The sequence below is a fragment of the Paenibacillus sp. IITD108 genome (assembly GCF_036541265.1).
GTDB lineage: Bacteria > Bacillota > Bacilli > Paenibacillales > Paenibacillaceae > Pristimantibacillus.
Window position 1 is genome coordinate 46,095 of sequence record NZ_JAZHCT010000020.1, and the last position, 15,933, is coordinate 62,027.

The following is a 15,933-nucleotide window of genomic DNA, read 5'->3' on the forward strand; positions in this document are numbered from 1 at the left end:
CAATGCTTCTTATTTAAAATATAGGAAAGTATAAGTTTTCACCTTATACCTATTCCTATATTTCACCGAGAAACGGCACATCCTTAGCCAAGAACGCGCAGCGTTTCTTCTTGTCCATATAAGAGTCTGTCGTCATTATAAAACTGTCGGGAGAGTGTCGTTATGAAAGGGATTAAGCATGTTTCCAGCTTGTGCTTTTTCCTGATTTTGAGCAGGCGGGGAAAGTCTCTCCAATGCTCAGGTTTATTTTCTCACCATCAGGATCAGTATATTGACCGGCTTCCGTTACTCTATCACCTGTTTTGTGCTGATGGTCGGAATGTCGCCAGGAAGTTTCATTCCCTGTCCTTGGACATACGGGAAATTTATCGCCTCTCTGCAGCTCGCGCTTCACGCCAGCTTCGCATACGTAGCTGCCGCTTTCCATTACCTCTTCATTCGTTCGGTGCAAATCCGTTGCTGTTGTTCTCACGTGCAGTCAATCCTTTCTGTCTTAGATTAGTGAGCTGTTCTGTAAGCTGAATAGCCACTTGCTTATATATACCCGGCTGGTTCTTAATTGAAACAGGGTTGAAACAGGATAGGTTGCCTTTCAAATTAAAGACCATCTTTTTAAAGACCATCGTTGATGTTTCAAATCTGCTGCATGTGGTTATTAGTAGATACGGAGCTTGTTTCAAAGTAAGCAGATTGTAATCTATTGAAGGTAAAGGAGAGAATTCATATGCCAAATGAAAAAAGCAGTGGACTTTTGTTAGGAACCGTTATTGGAGGAACAGTTGGCGTAATAGCCACATTATTGCTAGCACCCAAATCGGGAGCCAAGATGCGCGAGGACCTCTCTAATAAGTATCAAACGCTTTGCAGCAAGGCCAAAGATATAGTATCCTCTGTAGGCGACACTACTAAAAATATTGCTGGAAGCGTAAAGGAAGAAGCAGTCAGCCTTGCGAAGCATGCGAAGGAGTCGAACCAGAACATTAAAGAATCGATTAGCAGCTCCACGGATGAGATGAAGGACAGGCTGGCATCGTCGGACAAATAACAAGTCATTAATTAGATAGAGTATAAAAAGGTTAGTAGGGGAGCTGCCCAATGGGCAGCTCTTTTAACTGTATTTTATGCATCTAGATCTAAGGAATTTTGCTTTTTTCCCAATCTAAAGGGAAAAACTGCACTTAGATTTCATGCATTTGAGCGATATCGCCTTATTCCGTAAATCTAGATACATGAAATGCATTTAGATTAAATGATTCGACCAAAAAGGCAAATCTAGATGCATGAAATGCATTTAGTATGAAATGAAAATTGTAGTTTGCCCCATCAGTCGCCCAAATGTTACCCTGCTGTTCCAAACCACCACACGCCAGAATGTTGCTATCGCTGTTACAGACCACCACCACCTAAATGTAGCTACCTCTGTTACAAACCACCACCCACCATTACGCAGCTCCCAGTTCTAACGAATGCTGGGTGCGCTAAAAGGCTCAAAAAGCTTGTTTCAGAAATCTAACGAAGCTACAAGGCCTTATTTGGTCAAAAGGAGCAACTAAACCGGTGTTTATTTACACATAGCGCATCTAATGAGACTGTCGATTAATTGTGGGCAACTATTGATAAGCAATGAGAAAGGGGAAACGGAGAGCAAGAATGGGAATGGAGAAGCGGCAGCGTCCGCCTTTGTAGGCTAATTTTTACCTTTACAGGGGTTATTTATTCATAAAAATTAGACTACAACAGCGGTCGGAATCCCAATCTTGATCGCAGTGATACCCCTTTCTATTGCTTGTTGCAACTATCCACAATTAATCGACAGTCTCCTAATCTTCGTTAGAAAATAAAAACAGCCAATTTAGGCCAAATAACGTCATGAGGATTCGTTAGAACGAAGGATGCCGGACGGACAGTCGCAATTGGATGATAAAAAGGACAACGATACTCTCTAAAGAGCATGCGCTGTCCTTTTTATGTTTGTGTGAATATATGCAAAAAGTGGATAATCTAGTGTGGGTGAGTGTCCAAGCTTTATTAGCAACTACAGCAACTCTATCAACTATATCAACCATAGTAATTATAGTAACTACATCAACTTAGCAACTCTGACGAGGGTGTCGATTAATTGTGGGAAGAGCAAGATTGGGAATGGGGAAGCAGCAGCGTCCGCCTTTGTAGGCCAATTTAACCCTTTACAGGGGTTATTTCATCAAAAAAATGGGACTACAACAGCGGTCGGAATTCCAATCTTGATCGTAGTAACATCCCTTTCGTTTGCTTATTGCCCCTTTGCTTATTGCCCTATCCACAATTAATCAAGGCTTAGGATCGGATGAGTTCGCGGTCAATATTCGCTTCATCTTCTCGATGGCGCGCTTTTGAATACGCGATACGCTCATTTGAGAAATGCCGAGCAGCTCGGCAATGCTGCGCTGAGGCTGATCATTATGATAAACAAGTGTAAGCACCTGTCGTTCTTCTTCTTTAAGCTGTTTCATCGCTTCTTCCAGATCGAGGCGATTTTCTAATGCCTTGTAATCATCGGCCTGCGAATCGATTAAATCGCCAATAGTAGCACTGTCATTGTCGGTGGACAATGGTGTGTCCAGTGATACATATTGATAGGAATCGCGCGAGGATAAAATCTCAATCGTTTCTTCAACAGAAAGCTCCATGTACTGGGCAATTTCCTCCATGCTTGGGGAACGCTGAAGGATCATAGTGAGATGGTCAATTGCTTTTTGAATAAGCAGACCTTTTTCCTTCATGCGGCGCGGCACTTGAATATACCACGATTTATCGCGCAGGTAGTTTTTCAGATAGCCGATAAGACTCTTCATCGCGTAGCCCTCAAAGGGTGTTTCACGATCCAGATCATATTGCATAAATAGCTTCAGCATGGACAGCTGGGCAACCTGATACAGATCTTCATATAAATCGGGCCGATTACGGGACATATTGACCGCGGCCATCCGGATTAGCGGCTTATAATGCAGCAGCAGTTCTGTTGCAATCTCATTGCATTCTTTTTGTTTATAAAGAGCGATCATATTCAATATTTGTTCTTGACTCAGGGAAGAGGAGTTATTATTCATGCGAGTTCCTCATTTCCACCCAATCTTTTTGCTAGTACAATTTCTGTCCCTGGGCCTGTGTGAATTTCTACATGATCCATTAAAGCTTGCATCATATAAATGCCAAGTCCTCCTGGAGAAATATTTTCAAGCTTATGATTATGCAGTGGAACGGGAGGCTTCATCTGCTTGTCATACTCAAAGCTGCTTCCGTAATCTCTGATTTTGATATATATGCTGTCTATGTCCAGTTCAAATGTTACCTCGATTATCCCGTCGTGCTGATGCTCGTAAGCATGCAGCACAACATTCGTGCAAGCCTCGGATACAGCTACTTTCATATCCTCAATATCCTCATAGGAGAAGCCGGCTTTGCTGGCAATGCTGTATACGGCTAGTCTGACCGTATCGATATATTCTGCTTGTGCGGGTATAGTCAAATGAATATGAGGCTTTGTCATTTGGCGTATTCCTCCTTATGTAATACTATTATAAGCTAAATTCGCTTCATTTTTTTCCAAAGCTGCAGGCCCGAAATAATTCCATCGATAACCATGTTGGAAACAGGCTGCTGTTTATCAGTATTAGGCTCGCTGCTTCTTTTGGTTGGAGCTGGTTTACGTTCAATAGCCGCGGCAAGCTGGGCAGCAGAGGTTTTGGCGATGCTCGTAAAGGTTTGCACGGCTTGTCCAATATCATTAACCGCTGTAAATACAATATTTAAGGAGCTTAATTTATGCTTTATGTCGATAGCCATTTCATTCGTATGCTGAATCGTTTCTTTCATATCATCAGAGATTCGAGACACATCGCTGCGTACCTCTCCGATCGTCAGCCGCATTTCTTCTATTGCTGATTTCAACACCTTCATCGTTTGTATAATGGAGTACATAAGAATAATAAAAGCTATAGCGATCACTAATATACCAATCTGCATGAGCAAATCCATAACGTCACTTCCTCTTTTTAGAATACTTACCCTGCTTTGGCGGACTTGAAACAACACGCACATTGTTTTCGTTAATGTTATAATTAGTCTATTCGATTTCATAGAACAAGTAGGAAAGGAGATTCGAATGCTGAAAGATATGCGATTTAATATTCGAATGAAAATTGCCATTGGCTATATTTTAGTCATTTGCTGTTTGAGCGTTTCTATCGTTATTGTAACGGACAGAATTACGGCCCTGCAGCATGAAGTACAGGACATTACAACTAGCGATATTGAGATTCATAACTTGCTGGCTTCTATTCGAAATTCTACTTTAAGTATGGAAACGGGCCTTAGAGGTTATCTTTTAACAGGTGATGAAGCGTATTTGGACTCATACGAAAGCGGGAAATCGCAATGGGAAGCCAAATATAACAGCTTATCCCCGTTTGTGTCCAAGGATTTGGCGACGAAGAGCGAGCTGGAAGAAATCAAGCTGTTTATTCAGTCCTGGGTGGAAAAGACCGCAGAGCCGGCCATTTTGCTAAAACAGAACAATAATCTGGACGAGCTTAGTCAATTTTATAAAATGGATGTCGGCAATATGGATGATTTGAAAGGCAAGTTTGAAGCGCTGCATGCCAAGGAAATGCAATCCACGAAGTCTCATGTCAACGATCTTGCCAACCGCAACCGTTTAATTACAATCGGTATTTATGCCATGCTGCTGGCTATTACTATTATTGGCTTCTCTATTGTTACAATTGTATCAGGATCAATCGTTAAAACGATTAAACAGGTTGCTAAAACGATTACAGATATCGCATCGGTCAAGGGAGATGTGAAGACAAGAATTAAAGTGAATTCGAAGGATGAAATAAGAGATTTGGGCGAAGCCACCAATGAGCTCCTAACGAGCTTGGAGTCGAAAAACTGGATTCAAACGAAGGTGGCGGAAATTGCGATGATGAGCCAAGGCATTAACGATGTAACAGCATTGGCTAAAACATTTTTGTCCAAGGTAGCGCCAATGGTTCAAGCTTCATACGGTGTTTTTTACATTCGAAAAGAGTCCAATAAAGGGCTTAAATTAGTCAATATCGCTTCTTATGCCGGTGATGACGACAATATCGGCAAGCAAGCTTTCAATATGGGGGAAGGCTTAATCGGACAAAGCGCGCAGGAAAACCGCGTGTTTTTATTGAATGGGCCGCAGGAGCATCCTGCTGTTATTACAACAGCGCTTGGAAAAATTGAGCCTCAAAGCATTCTGATTATTCCGATCCAGTATGAAAATAAAATTGAAGCCGTGGTGGAATTCGCTTCTCTGCAGCCCTTTACCTCACAGCATTTGAAGCTGCTGGAAGAAATCGAGGTTGATTTTGGCATTGCGATCAACAATGTCGTTGGCCGTATGGAAGTGGAGCGTCTGCTGCGGGAATCGCAGGTGCTTACCCAGGAGCTGCAGTCACAAACAGAGGAGCTGCAATCCCAATCCGAAGAGCTGCAAATGCAGCAAGAGGAAATGAGAATGACGACCGAGCATCTGGAGCAGCAAAATTTATTTGCCGAACAGAAGACGAGAGAGCTGGAAAGGGTAAAAGAGGAGCTGGTAGAGTATTCCGCGAAGCTGAAGCAAAGCTCCCAATATAAAACGAACTTTTTGGCCAATATGTCGCATGAGCTGCGCACGCCTCTCAACAGCATTTTAATATTGTCGCAATTGCTGGCTGATAATGAGAACAGCACCTTAAACCCGGATGAGGTCGGCTATGCTTCAGTCATTCATTCTTCGGGCCAGGATTTGCTGAAGCTGATTGACGAAATTTTAGATTTATCCAAGATTGAAGCGGGCAAGCTTATCGTTACTATAGATGAAGTCAATTTGACAGAGCTGCCTGAAGTCATTAAGCATACCTTTCAGCCTGTTGCCGAAAGCAAAGGGATCGAATTCAATATTATAAGCAGCGATGAGCTTCCGCAAACGTGGCAGACCGATGGGCAAAGGCTCGAGCAAATATTGAAAAATCTGCTGTCCAACGCCTTTAAATTTATTAAACAGGGCTCAGTGGAACTTTCTGTCGAGCTAGCGGATCAAGCTGCTGTGGAGCAGCAATTGCCGATGTTCAGCGGTGAGCAGGTGCTTAAGATATCCGTGCGCGATACAGGTATCGGCATACCGCTTGATAAGCAGCAGCTCATCTTTGAAGCGTTCCAGCAGGTGGACGGTGAGACGAACCGGCAATATGGCGGAACCGGGCTCGGGCTATCGATATGCAGCGAATTTTCGAAGCTGTTAGGCGGTAAGATTGTACTGGAAAGCAAGCCTGACGAAGGCAGCACCTTTACTTTGTTTTTGCCAAGCTTGGACACAAGCCTTTTAGAGCATTTGACAAAAAGCAGAGAAGAAGCGGCAGCGGCGGCATTTACGGATACAGCCGAGGTTATTGTCGCAAGCAAGCCTCCGGTTTCTGATGAGCATCAAGCAGCCGGCGATGCTGCTGAAGTGTCAGAGTTTGCAAACAAAAGGATTTTAATCGCGGAAGATGATGAACGCAACGTATTTGCTCTGGTTAAAGCGCTTGAGAAGGAAGGGCTGCAGGTAACTGTAGCGGGCAACGGAAATGAATGCATGGAAATTTTGCGGGATAATGGCGAGTTTGACCTTATTTTAATGGATATTATGATGCCTATTATGGATGGCTTTGAAACGATCAAAGCGATTCGCAAGGATGAAGAGCTTCAAGCGATTCCAATTATAGCATTGACTGCAAAAGCAATGAAAAGCGACCGCGACCGATGCTTGGAGGCAGGCGCATCCGATTATATAAGCAAGCCTATACAGATGGATCGGCTGCTGTCCCTAATGCGTGTCTGGCTGACAAAGTAGGTGATACAATGACTAATCTGGAAAGTATTGAAATCGACCTGCTGCTTGAAGGCATTTATCAGGTGTACGGCTATGACTTTCGCAATTATTTACGCTCTTCTTTAACGAGAAGAATTCATTACCGCATGCAGAAGGAAGAACTGACGACTGTGACGCAGCTGCTCGAAAAGGTGCTTCATGAGCCCGGCTTTATTGCGACGCTTGTGAATGACTTGTCCATCTGCGTAACAGAAATGTTCCGCGATCCTTTTTTCTTTAAAGCTATAAGGGAAAAGGTTATTCCAAACATTTGTGACTTGCCCGAAATAAGAATTTGGCATGCCGGGTGCTCCACTGGCGAGGAAGCCTATTCAATGGCGATTTTGCTGCATGAGGAGGGACTGCTGCATAAAGCTAAAATCTATGCTACGGATATGAATGAGCAGGTCGTTGAATATGCCAAGTCAGGCTCGATTTCGTTAAAGCGGATGCAGGCTTTTACAAAAAATTATTTGCAGGCAGGGGGAAAAGAGGAGTTTTCCTCCTATTACAAAACAGATCAGAAGTATGCGATTTTTCATCCGGAAATCATTAACAGAATCGTTTTTGCCCAGCATAATTTGGCGACGGACAGCACCTTTAACGAATTTCACATCATTTTGTGCAGAAATGTTTTAATTTATTTTAATGCCACTTTGCAGCAGCGCGTGCATCAGTTATTGTATGCCAGTCTGGCGCCTGCAGGTTTTCTGGCGTTAGGTCAAATGGAAGCGATGAATGGTTCTCTTAAAGTAAAATATGAGGAAGCCGATCCTTGTCAAAAAATATTTTGCAAGCGCTCCTAAGCGCAGCAGGAAAAGGGTGCTCTACCTGCCATCAGTCGATGGCTGGAGGGCACCCTATATTGTACTTCCTTTGTTTAAGCGAAGGACGGCGGAGCCGTTTATCCTTGTGCAGCTTATGAAAGGAGCTATTCGGTCTGCTTTTTTGTTTTCATTAAAGTAACTACGGTCGTTTGGTCCTTCGTTTCAACAGCAACCTCATCCATTAAAGCCTGCATAAGAAAGATGCCCAATCCGCCTACTGGCAAGTCGCGGATACTTCCTTCCTGCAGCGGAGCGGCCTTGACTAGCGCTTCATCATGCGGAAATGCCGGTCCTTTGTTAATCACCTTAATAGTTAAGCTTGTATCGGAGGGCTGAAAGCGAATATCAATGCTGTTGTCAGCGAGCTCTGGCGAGCCATGAAGAACAGCATTGTTGCATGCCTCCGAGACGGCCACCTTCATATCCTCGATTTCCTCATAGGTGAAGCTTAGCTTGGAAGCGATGCTGTATAAGCATACTCGAACAATATCAATATAATCAGCGCGGCAAGGAATTTGCAGACGAATATCTTTCATATTTAAGCTTCGGTCCTTTCTGTTAAATATCCAGATATGCCTGTTAAATGGAATAGCCGCTTAATCGATGGCGGGATGTCCTGCACGATAAAAGGGGCATGCAAGCCATCGCGAATTTTGAGAATGGACACGATAATGCCAATCCCGGTACTGTCAATATAGGTTAGATTTTTCAGGTTCAATATTAAAGCTTTGTCCTCCTGCTTGACGATCGGCCCTAATGCGGCCCGGAATTGCTGCACAACTGCAAGGTCTAGATCGCCGCTGACATGCAAAACGTAGGCTGTGTCTGTTTCTTCTTGTCTGATTTGAAATGGATAAACTGACATTCGCTTCACTCCGGTCTTTATAATTTACGTTGATGCAATATGATAATAGGCTATAGATTCTAGCTCTTTGGTGTTCGGATTAATAAATAGCTTTAGCAGAGCATCCTTCCGCTGAAATACGAGCCCGTCCTCCGCTTCGAAGTCTGGCTTGCCTAAAACGTTTGTAAGGTCTTTTATGGTGACCGGCACTTCCAATTGATCCAAGTATACAGTGCCTGCTATTTCTGTATTTATTTCAATACACTCAATAGCATCCTCATTAAAAATAACGGTCATATCCGCATATTCATAGCTCGTGTACTCCTGTAAGTAAGGATCGGAGGCTATTCGATCCGGAATGCCCTTTTTTTCCAACAAGCTAAAAACGTCGTCGTATAGTGAAATATCATTAATTGTGCTTAACGTTATTGGCTGCATTTCTGTCTGATTGACAGGCATTGATGCCAGCATGGCGGTACTGCTTGCAGCCTGATCGGCTGCTCCGGGAGACATGCTGTATGATGGGCTCGGCATGAATATAGCATTTAACAGATAACCGATTATTACAATAATCTCCATGTCATCCTACCTCCTGTTACAATATCCGTTTATTAGTTATATTTAAACCAAATAGAACGGTTTGAAACAGCTTGGGGCAGAATAGACGGCATTATTTCGTTTCTATTTTTACTAAACAAATATCATCCTTTTGAATCGCATCGCTGTCTTGGGGCAAAAGCAGCCCGACGATGGCTGATGGCTCTAATTTGTACTTGTCATTCAGCAGCTCGGCCAGTTTTGCGGCAGGCATATCCTCGCGATGATTCATGTAATCGGTTAATCCGTCAGTGTATAAAATAATAGTAAGATTATCTTGATAATGAAGCGTTTGTTTTTCAACGGTCAAAGTTTGAAATAAGCCGATAGCCCCGCAGCCATGCTCCAGCAATGCCGCTTGCTGGTCGACATAGGCGATGCCTGAAGGATGGCCCGCATTGACATATTCGACCTTTTTCTCCTTCGTATCGATAACCATATAGATGGCAGTAAAATAATAATTAATGAGCTCATCCTCCATATGCAGCTGGTTCATGGAATGATTCAGCTCGTGTATGGCCTGCTCAATATCTGATACGCGAGTAATCGTATCGCGGAGCATGGACGATATGTACATGCAGACTAGAGAGGCGGATATGCCATGGCCCATCATATCCAGCAGAATAACGCCATATCGGTGCTGGTCAATACGATACCAGGCATAGAAATCGCCAGCAAGCTCAGAGGAAGGCTGGTATACTGCACGGATTGAAATATTGTCATCGTCAATCACCTTGCTAAGCACGCTGCGCTGAACCTGCTTGGCCAGTTCAAGCTTGTTTTTCATGCGCTGATCGCGTTCCTTGTGCCAATCAATTTCCTTCTTAAGCCGCAAGGAGGAGCGGATTCTCGCTAACAGCTCCATACGATTAATAGGCTTCATTACATAATCGCTTGCTCCAGCATCGAGAGCTTCCGCCATTTTGTTAGAGTCGCCGACAGCAGTGACAAAGATAATAGGGATATCCTTGAAGCGGCTGTCAGCCTGCAGTACTTTGCAAGTTTCCAGGCCGTCCATAACCGGCATCATCATATCCATTAAAATCAGCTCGGCATTTCGCTCCTTGACCAAGGTGCAATGCAAGCCTAGCAAATCAAACAGCTCTTGGGCAGAGGAGGCGAACTTTAAATCCGAATAGCCGGCTTTTGTAAGAATCGTTTTTATAATAAGCTGATTGGTTGCATTATCATCAACAACTATGATGCTCATTCGTTAGGCAGCCTCCTTGGCGAAGTTATATATACCTTACCTTTACTATAGCATACTGGAAAAACCTATCCCTAGGGATAGGCTTTTCCAAACTATAAAATCTGCAATCCGATTTTAATAGTAGGTGTAATAGTATATCGCCGGATCAAAGTCCTCGCCGTAGTATTCTTTACCGCTCCAAGCAATCACAAGCACCTTGTCCCGGTCCATTTCCGACTCCAGCCTTTCAGCATCGTACTTGGAAATGCCCAGCGACCTCATTTTGGCGCGCAGCTCATCGCCGGTAGAGCGGAAGATATTAGCGATAGCTGTGCCGAAGCCTTCCTCGGCTACTCCTATTTTGGAAGCATCCGTCTTATCCACAATGCGGGAGGTTCTGTCCTTGTCATGGGTGAGTATAAAAATATTGTCATCGGGATACCCTTCATTTTGAAAATGCCTTACTTGATTTTGCACCTCTGTAATGCTGTCCACAATACGCACCTTAGTCGTTGAAAGATCTAATTTTTCCATGATAATTCCTCCTTAAATGTAATAAGCCTATTTGATAGGGCCATTGCAGCATTGTTATGTGGCTCGTCTTCTGCCAAGAATAAGGGAAGCGATAAATAAGATGACAAAAATAACAAATAATACCTTTGCTATCCCTGCCAGAGCCGATGCAATGCCCAGAAATCCGAAGATACCGGCAAAGATGGCTAATAAGAAGAATAAGAACGCCCAACCTAGCATCGTAATCACCTTTCTTTCTTGTTGACTGGCTTGAATATGTAATAACCCATTTCATTTATGTTGAAACAGCTGCATTTGGAAATAAATAAAAAAACAGCTTGATATTGCAGTTTTGCAAGCGCTGTGATATAGTATCTTTCCGTTTAAAATAAGAGATGGAGGGTAACTGACATGAATGATCAAAGTGCCTTTCAATACGAAGCAGAGCGTGTGCAGCAGGTGCTGAAGCATATCGATACACAGCTTCGTGCGATTGGTCCCCGTTACAAGGGCGATGACTTTACAGAGCAAATGCTCGATTTGCAGCGCGAGCAGCGCAGAGAACGACTGGAAGTATCCCGCAAGGAGCCTTATTTCGGCCGATTGGATTTTGAACAATTGCCCAAGGGAAATCCGAAGCCGTTATATATTGGGAAAGCGGGAGTTGCGGATGAAGCAACGAAGGAGCTGCTGGTCATTGATTGGCGGGCGCCGGTGGCAAGCTTGTTTTACTCCTTTAGCGGGGGCGAGGCAGCTGTCCATTATGAATCGCCGGATGGCCTCGTAGAAGGAAATGTTCATTTAAAACGCAATCTGCTTGTGCGAGACAGCAATTTGGAACGTATTGTCGACAGCTATGTAAGAGGACAGGATGAAGAAACGGTAACCGACGAGTTTCTTTTGTATCGCCTTGGTGAAAACAAAGATAACCGGTTGCGTGATATTGTATCTACTATTCAGCAAGAGCAGGATCGCATTATACGATCGGAAAAAAATAAAGCCGTATTTATACAAGGGGTAGCGGGAAGCGGAAAAACGACGGTGGCGCTTCATAGACTGGCCTTTCTTTTGTATCAATATGCCGGCAGAATCAAAGCGGAGCGCATGGTTATTTTTGCGCCAAACCAAATGTTTCTCGATTACATTTCCGGCGTTTTGCCAGAGCTAGGCGTAGGCGATATTGCACAGACGACGTATGCGGAATGGGCAATTGGTCAGCTGGAGAAGGCAGTCCGCATCGATGAATCGGCAGATGCCTTCGCTTATTGGTTCGAGCAGCCCCGCACGAAGGATGAAATGCTGCAGGCCTCGGGACGGTTAAAGGGCAGCGCAGCGTTTAGGCAAATGATTGATGATAAGCTTATGGAGCTGGAAAAACAGCTATTGCCTGATCAGCATTTTGAGCCGATCGATGGGATGCTGCTGCGTGCAGAAACGATTCGTGAATGGTTTGTAACGGACATTAGCGGCGATCCGCTGCTGCGCAGGCGTGAAAGAATAATTAGCAGAATCAAGCGCTGGTTTGAATCGGAGTGGAAGCTGAAGGGCATTGCCGACAGCAAGTTGAAAACAAAAGCGATGACGCGGCTTAGAGCGTATACGAAAAAAATCCCGGCGCTAACCGCGGTGCAAATCTATTCGGGCTTAATGGATGAGCAAGCTGTAATCGGCTTTTTGCCGGGGGAAGAGCGCGCAGCCATTAAAAAAAGATTGAAGCAGGGGAAAGCTTCAGCCGATGATCTGGCGCCGCTTGTTTATATTAAGCTTCGCGTTGCCGGTTCAGATCAGCCGGCCTATGATCATATTGTTATTGATGAGGCCCAGGATTACTCGCCTTTTCAATTAGAAACTTTAAAGCTGCTGCAGCGCCGTCCTTCCATGACTATTCTTGGCGACTTGCAGCAGGGTATACACGGTTATACAGGCATTCATAGCTGGTCGGAGCTGCAAGCGTTGTTCGCGGAGGATGATTTCGGCTTTTTTGAGCTGAATCGCAGCTATCGCTCGACTATGGAAATTATCGAATTCGCCAACAGCATATTAAGAGGCATGGGCGATGAAGTAAAGCCTGCAGTACCTGTATTCCGCAGCGGGGAGGAAGTAGAGGTGGAAGCCTGCGCTTCAAGCGACGAGCGCTTGGCAAGACTGTCAGACACAATTAAGCAATGGCAGGCGCAAAATATATATCGGACGATTGCTATACTTGGCCGTACAGAGCGGGCGTGCGAAAACATTGCCATGACGCTGGCAGCGGCCGGAATAGAAGCTTCCTTAATACGCAGTAAGCAAGAAGCTTATAGCGGAGGGCTTACAATCGTGCCTGTTTATTTGGCAAAAGGGCTTGAATTCGATGCGGTCGTCATTGATGGGGCTGATCATCTGCAATATACGGCGGACGATGCCAAGCTGCTTTATGTCGGCTGTACAAGGGCGCTGCATCGGCTGAAGCTGCTCTATAATGGTGAAAAAACACAATTAATACAGCTAGCCAAGCATTGACAATTGATGCCACGACACCTATACTCAACTAAGAAAACCTAATACCAATTAGCGGTTAGGCAGAGTCAAAGGAGAACCTTACCCGCGAACATGTCCTTTTTCCATTAGGAGAGGTGTGTTTGCTGGTGAGGTTTTTTATGTTTCAGACAGCGAGAATAGAAAGCGAGAAGGGGAGAGACATATGAAAGGATTTATCTTTGATCTTGATGGAACAGTGTACTTGGGGGATAGGATGATCTCAGGAGCAGCTGAAACGATCCAGGCTTTGCGGGATAGAGGAGATAAGGTGCTGTTTTTGACCAATAAGCCAATCGCTACGCGGCAATCCTATGTTGATAAGCTGGTAGGCATGGGAGTGCCGGCGACATTAAGCGAGGTGCTTAATTCCTCTCAGCTGGTAGCGCTTTATTTGAAAGAGCATTTGAAGGAGGGAGAGAAGGTTCTAGTCATAGGCGAGGAGCCGATAAGAAAGGAGCTTCATGAGCATGGCATTGCAATAGTCGATGATAACAGCTGCGACGTGGATTATGTGGTGCTGTCGTGGGATCGCCAGTTCCATTATGACGATTTGAATGTGATGTACCAGGCAGTTGTCCGAGGGGCCAAGGTGCTTGCCTCCAATCCTGATTGCACCTGTCCTATGGAGGATGGGCAAATTCCGGATACAGGCACGCTTATTGCAGCACTGGAAGCGGCAACAGGCAAGCCGGTTGATCTTGTTGTCGGCAAGCCGTCAGCTATCGCTGCTGAGATCGCCATGAACTATTTGGGGCTGAAGGTAGAGGATTGCTACATGGTGGGCGATCGCCTGGAAACAGATGTGAAAATGGGCAATGATGCTGGCATGAATTCTGTTCTAGTATTGACAGGAGTGGCTACAAGAGAGATGGCAAATACATCTATACATAGTCCCAAATACATCATAAGTTCAATAGTGGATGTTGTCTCCTTATAAATCGAGAGCATGTTATACTGTTTAAGTATGACATAAAGATGTTAGCTGTAAGAGCTAGGAGGGAGATTTGTAATGTATCCAATTGTAGATTTAGTTGAGCATCAAACGATTGGCGCAGTTCAAGCAGAGGAAGACCTGGAGATTGCACTTAATGGGAAAGTGAACATTATATTTTTATTAATGGGGTCAATATTTAATGTCAAATCGATTATAGATCGCATAAAAGATGCTGGTAAGCATGCATTTTTGCATATGGAATTTATAGAAGGCATTGCCGCGGATCGCAGCGGCGTTGCCTATGTTGCCCAAAACATACGTCCTACAGGAATTATATCGACCAGAAGCAATTTAATCCGTGTCGCGAAAGAGATGGATCTCATGACGATTCAGCGTATTTTTCTTATTGACCGCAACGCAGTGGCGAAAGGGATCAAAGTTGTCGAGCAGACACAGCCGGATGCTGTTGAAATTATGCCCGGCGTGATGCCGCGTATTATTAGCGAAGTAACTAATCTCACACCGCTGCCTATTATAGCCGGCGGTCTAATCGACAACCAACAGGAAATTGATAATGCGCTGAAAGCAGGAGCTCTCGCGGTTTCTGTAGGCAACAGTAAGTTTTGGGGAGCAGATCTCAAATAAAGGTAGTGAAGCTTCTTGAAATTAATACCGATGGATGTTTGGCATATCTCATATCTTGATTTAACGTTACGCTTTATTGTTTCCGCTGTTTTAGGCGGTTTTATTGGATTTGAACGGGAGTGGAGAAATCATCCGGCAGGTCTTCGAACACATATACTTGTATGTGTCGGGTCTACTGCTATTATGCTTTTATCTATTTATGGATTCTCAGAGTTTGTTGATGAAGTGAATGTTCGTGTTGACCCTGCGCGTCTAGCTGCGCAAGTGATTAGCGGTATCGGCTTCTTGGGCGCAGGCGCCATTATGCGTTCGGGGCTTACCGTATCAGGCTTGACCACTGCAGCCTCGATCTGGGTTGTAGCGGCTATCGGCCTATGTGTGGGAGCAGGCTTTTTTTATGTGGCAGTTATGGCTACGATCGCTGTGCTTATAAGCCTGGTTGTTCTTCATAAATGGGAAAATTATTTGATGCGCCATCGTCGCCGTCATGAAATATCTATGAAAATTGTAGATGAGCCGGGTAACCTCGCGCAAATTACAGCTGTTTTTGCCGATCAGGGCGTGCAAATTCAAAATCTTAGAATGCATGCGGTGGAAGGCGGAGAAGAAGGGGAAAGCCCGATTATGGAGCTGCATTGCACATTAAAGTCAGCTCATCCTGAACGGTTAAAGCGTTCGCTTAACAGCATTTTTTCGATGAAAGGCGTTATATCGGTTGAAACGGATCATATGGATCAGCTTGCTAAAAAAATGAAGAAATCAAGTGATCGCCTATCTGTCTAAGCACCAAAATAAAGTTTATTGCTTGACAACAAATTGTCGGTGTGATTTACTTAACATGAAAGCGTTTTAGGTTTTTCCTTTAATTGAATAGTGGTTTTGGGTGGAGATGACGAGATAACCCGAGAGTACCGCTTAAGCTGATGGACTATGTACATAGTGCCATGAGCTTTGCGTATT

The 15,933-nt window shown here is 44.3% G+C and carries 17 protein-coding genes; 7 read left to right on the forward strand and 10 right to left on the reverse strand.

Annotated features, from left to right (window positions below):
• Positions 1 to 172: 172 nt before the first annotated feature.
• Positions 173 to 472, reverse strand: a complete 300-nt coding sequence (locus tag V1L65_RS17690; RefSeq protein ID WP_331700544.1) for a hypothetical protein — start codon at positions 470 to 472, stop codon at positions 173 to 175.
• Between the two features lie 252 nt (positions 473 to 724).
• On the opposite strand from V1L65_RS17690, the gene V1L65_RS17695 reads away from it, so the two are divergent.
• Positions 725 to 1,045 (forward strand): YtxH domain-containing protein, encoded by a 321-nt coding sequence (locus V1L65_RS17695; protein WP_331700545.1) that lies wholly within the window; start codon positions 725 to 727, stop codon positions 1,043 to 1,045.
• 1,264 nt (positions 1,046 to 2,309) lie between these two features.
• Here V1L65_RS17695 and V1L65_RS17700 read toward each other — a convergent pair.
• From V1L65_RS17700 to V1L65_RS17710, 3 genes are read right to left on the reverse strand one after another with little or no spacing between them, the layout of a single operon-like run.
• Positions 2,310 to 3,089 carry a sigma-70 family RNA polymerase sigma factor gene (locus V1L65_RS17700; RefSeq protein WP_331700546.1) on the reverse strand — a complete coding sequence of 260 codons (780 nt, stop codon included), beginning with the start codon at positions 3,087 to 3,089 and terminating at the stop codon, positions 2,310 to 2,312.
• Positions 3,086 to 3,529: an anti-sigma B factor RsbW gene (gene rsbW / locus V1L65_RS17705; protein ID WP_331700547.1), complete on the reverse strand. Its 444-nt coding sequence runs from the start codon at positions 3,527 to 3,529 to the stop codon at positions 3,086 to 3,088. The genes V1L65_RS17700 and rsbW overlap by 4 nt, the downstream gene beginning before the upstream one ends.
• A gap of 35 nt (positions 3,530 to 3,564) precedes the next feature.
• On the reverse strand, positions 3,565 to 4,017 hold the full coding sequence (locus V1L65_RS17710) for a DUF948 domain-containing protein (RefSeq protein ID WP_331700548.1): 453 nt from the start codon (positions 4,015 to 4,017) through the stop codon (positions 3,565 to 3,567).
• A gap of 127 nt (positions 4,018 to 4,144) precedes the next feature.
• Between V1L65_RS17710 and V1L65_RS17715 the strand changes: the two genes are divergently transcribed.
• Both V1L65_RS17715 and V1L65_RS17720 read left to right on the forward strand, forming a co-directional pair.
• Positions 4,145 to 6,889: a response regulator gene (locus tag V1L65_RS17715; protein WP_331700549.1), complete on the forward strand. Its 2,745-nt coding sequence runs from the start codon at positions 4,145 to 4,147 to the stop codon at positions 6,887 to 6,889.
• Between the two features lie 8 nt (positions 6,890 to 6,897).
• A complete protein-coding gene (locus V1L65_RS17720) occupies positions 6,898 to 7,713 on the forward strand; it encodes a CheR family methyltransferase (protein WP_331700550.1) in 816 nt (271 codons plus the stop codon).
• 125 nt (positions 7,714 to 7,838) lie between these two features.
• Here V1L65_RS17720 and V1L65_RS17725 read toward each other — a convergent pair whose 3' ends face one another.
• From V1L65_RS17725 to V1L65_RS17750, 6 genes are all read right to left on the reverse strand, one after another.
• Positions 7,839 to 8,270 (reverse strand): ATP-binding protein, encoded by a 432-nt coding sequence (locus V1L65_RS17725; protein ID WP_331700551.1) that lies wholly within the window; start codon positions 8,268 to 8,270, stop codon positions 7,839 to 7,841.
• A 2-nt stretch (positions 8,271 to 8,272) separates the two neighbouring features.
• The gene (locus tag V1L65_RS17730) at positions 8,273 to 8,599 is read right to left on the reverse strand and encodes an STAS domain-containing protein (RefSeq protein WP_331700552.1); all 327 of its coding nucleotides are present in this window, start codon (positions 8,597 to 8,599) and stop codon (positions 8,273 to 8,275) included.
• Positions 8,600 to 8,623: 24 nt separating this feature from the next.
• On the reverse strand, positions 8,624 to 9,157 hold the full coding sequence (locus V1L65_RS17735; RefSeq protein WP_331700553.1) for a hypothetical protein: 534 nt from the start codon (positions 9,155 to 9,157) through the stop codon (positions 8,624 to 8,626).
• Positions 9,158 to 9,248: 91 nt separating this feature from the next.
• Entirely contained in the window at positions 9,249 to 10,385 is a 1,137-nt protein-coding gene (locus V1L65_RS17740; RefSeq protein ID WP_331700554.1) for a fused response regulator/phosphatase, read from the reverse strand.
• 114 nt (positions 10,386 to 10,499) lie between these two features.
• On the reverse strand, positions 10,500 to 10,898 hold the full coding sequence (locus V1L65_RS17745; RefSeq protein WP_331700555.1) for a general stress protein: 399 nt from the start codon (positions 10,896 to 10,898) through the stop codon (positions 10,500 to 10,502).
• A gap of 54 nt (positions 10,899 to 10,952) precedes the next feature.
• Entirely contained in the window at positions 10,953 to 11,117 is a 165-nt protein-coding gene (locus V1L65_RS17750) for a DUF1328 domain-containing protein (RefSeq protein ID WP_331700616.1), read from the reverse strand.
• A gap of 171 nt (positions 11,118 to 11,288) precedes the next feature.
• On the opposite strand from V1L65_RS17750, the gene V1L65_RS17755 reads away from it, so the two are divergent.
• The 4 genes from V1L65_RS17755 to V1L65_RS17770 all read left to right on the forward strand — a co-directional run bounded on the left by V1L65_RS17755 (position 11,289) and on the right by V1L65_RS17770 (position 15,756).
• A complete protein-coding gene (locus V1L65_RS17755) occupies positions 11,289 to 13,376 on the forward strand; it encodes a HelD family protein (RefSeq protein WP_331700556.1) in 2,088 nt (695 codons plus the stop codon).
• A gap of 181 nt (positions 13,377 to 13,557) precedes the next feature.
• Entirely contained in the window at positions 13,558 to 14,331 is a 774-nt protein-coding gene (locus V1L65_RS17760; RefSeq protein ID WP_331700557.1) for an HAD-IIA family hydrolase, read from the forward strand.
• 72 nt (positions 14,332 to 14,403) lie between these two features.
• Positions 14,404 to 14,973 carry a glycerol-3-phosphate responsive antiterminator gene (locus V1L65_RS17765; protein WP_331700558.1) on the forward strand — a complete coding sequence of 190 codons (570 nt, stop codon included), beginning with the start codon at positions 14,404 to 14,406 and terminating at the stop codon, positions 14,971 to 14,973.
• A gap of 15 nt (positions 14,974 to 14,988) precedes the next feature.
• Positions 14,989 to 15,756, forward strand: coding sequence for an MgtC/SapB family protein (locus tag V1L65_RS17770; protein ID WP_432501707.1), 768 nt, complete (start codon positions 14,989 to 14,991; stop codon positions 15,754 to 15,756).
• The last annotated feature ends 177 nt before the right edge of the window (positions 15,757 to 15,933 follow it).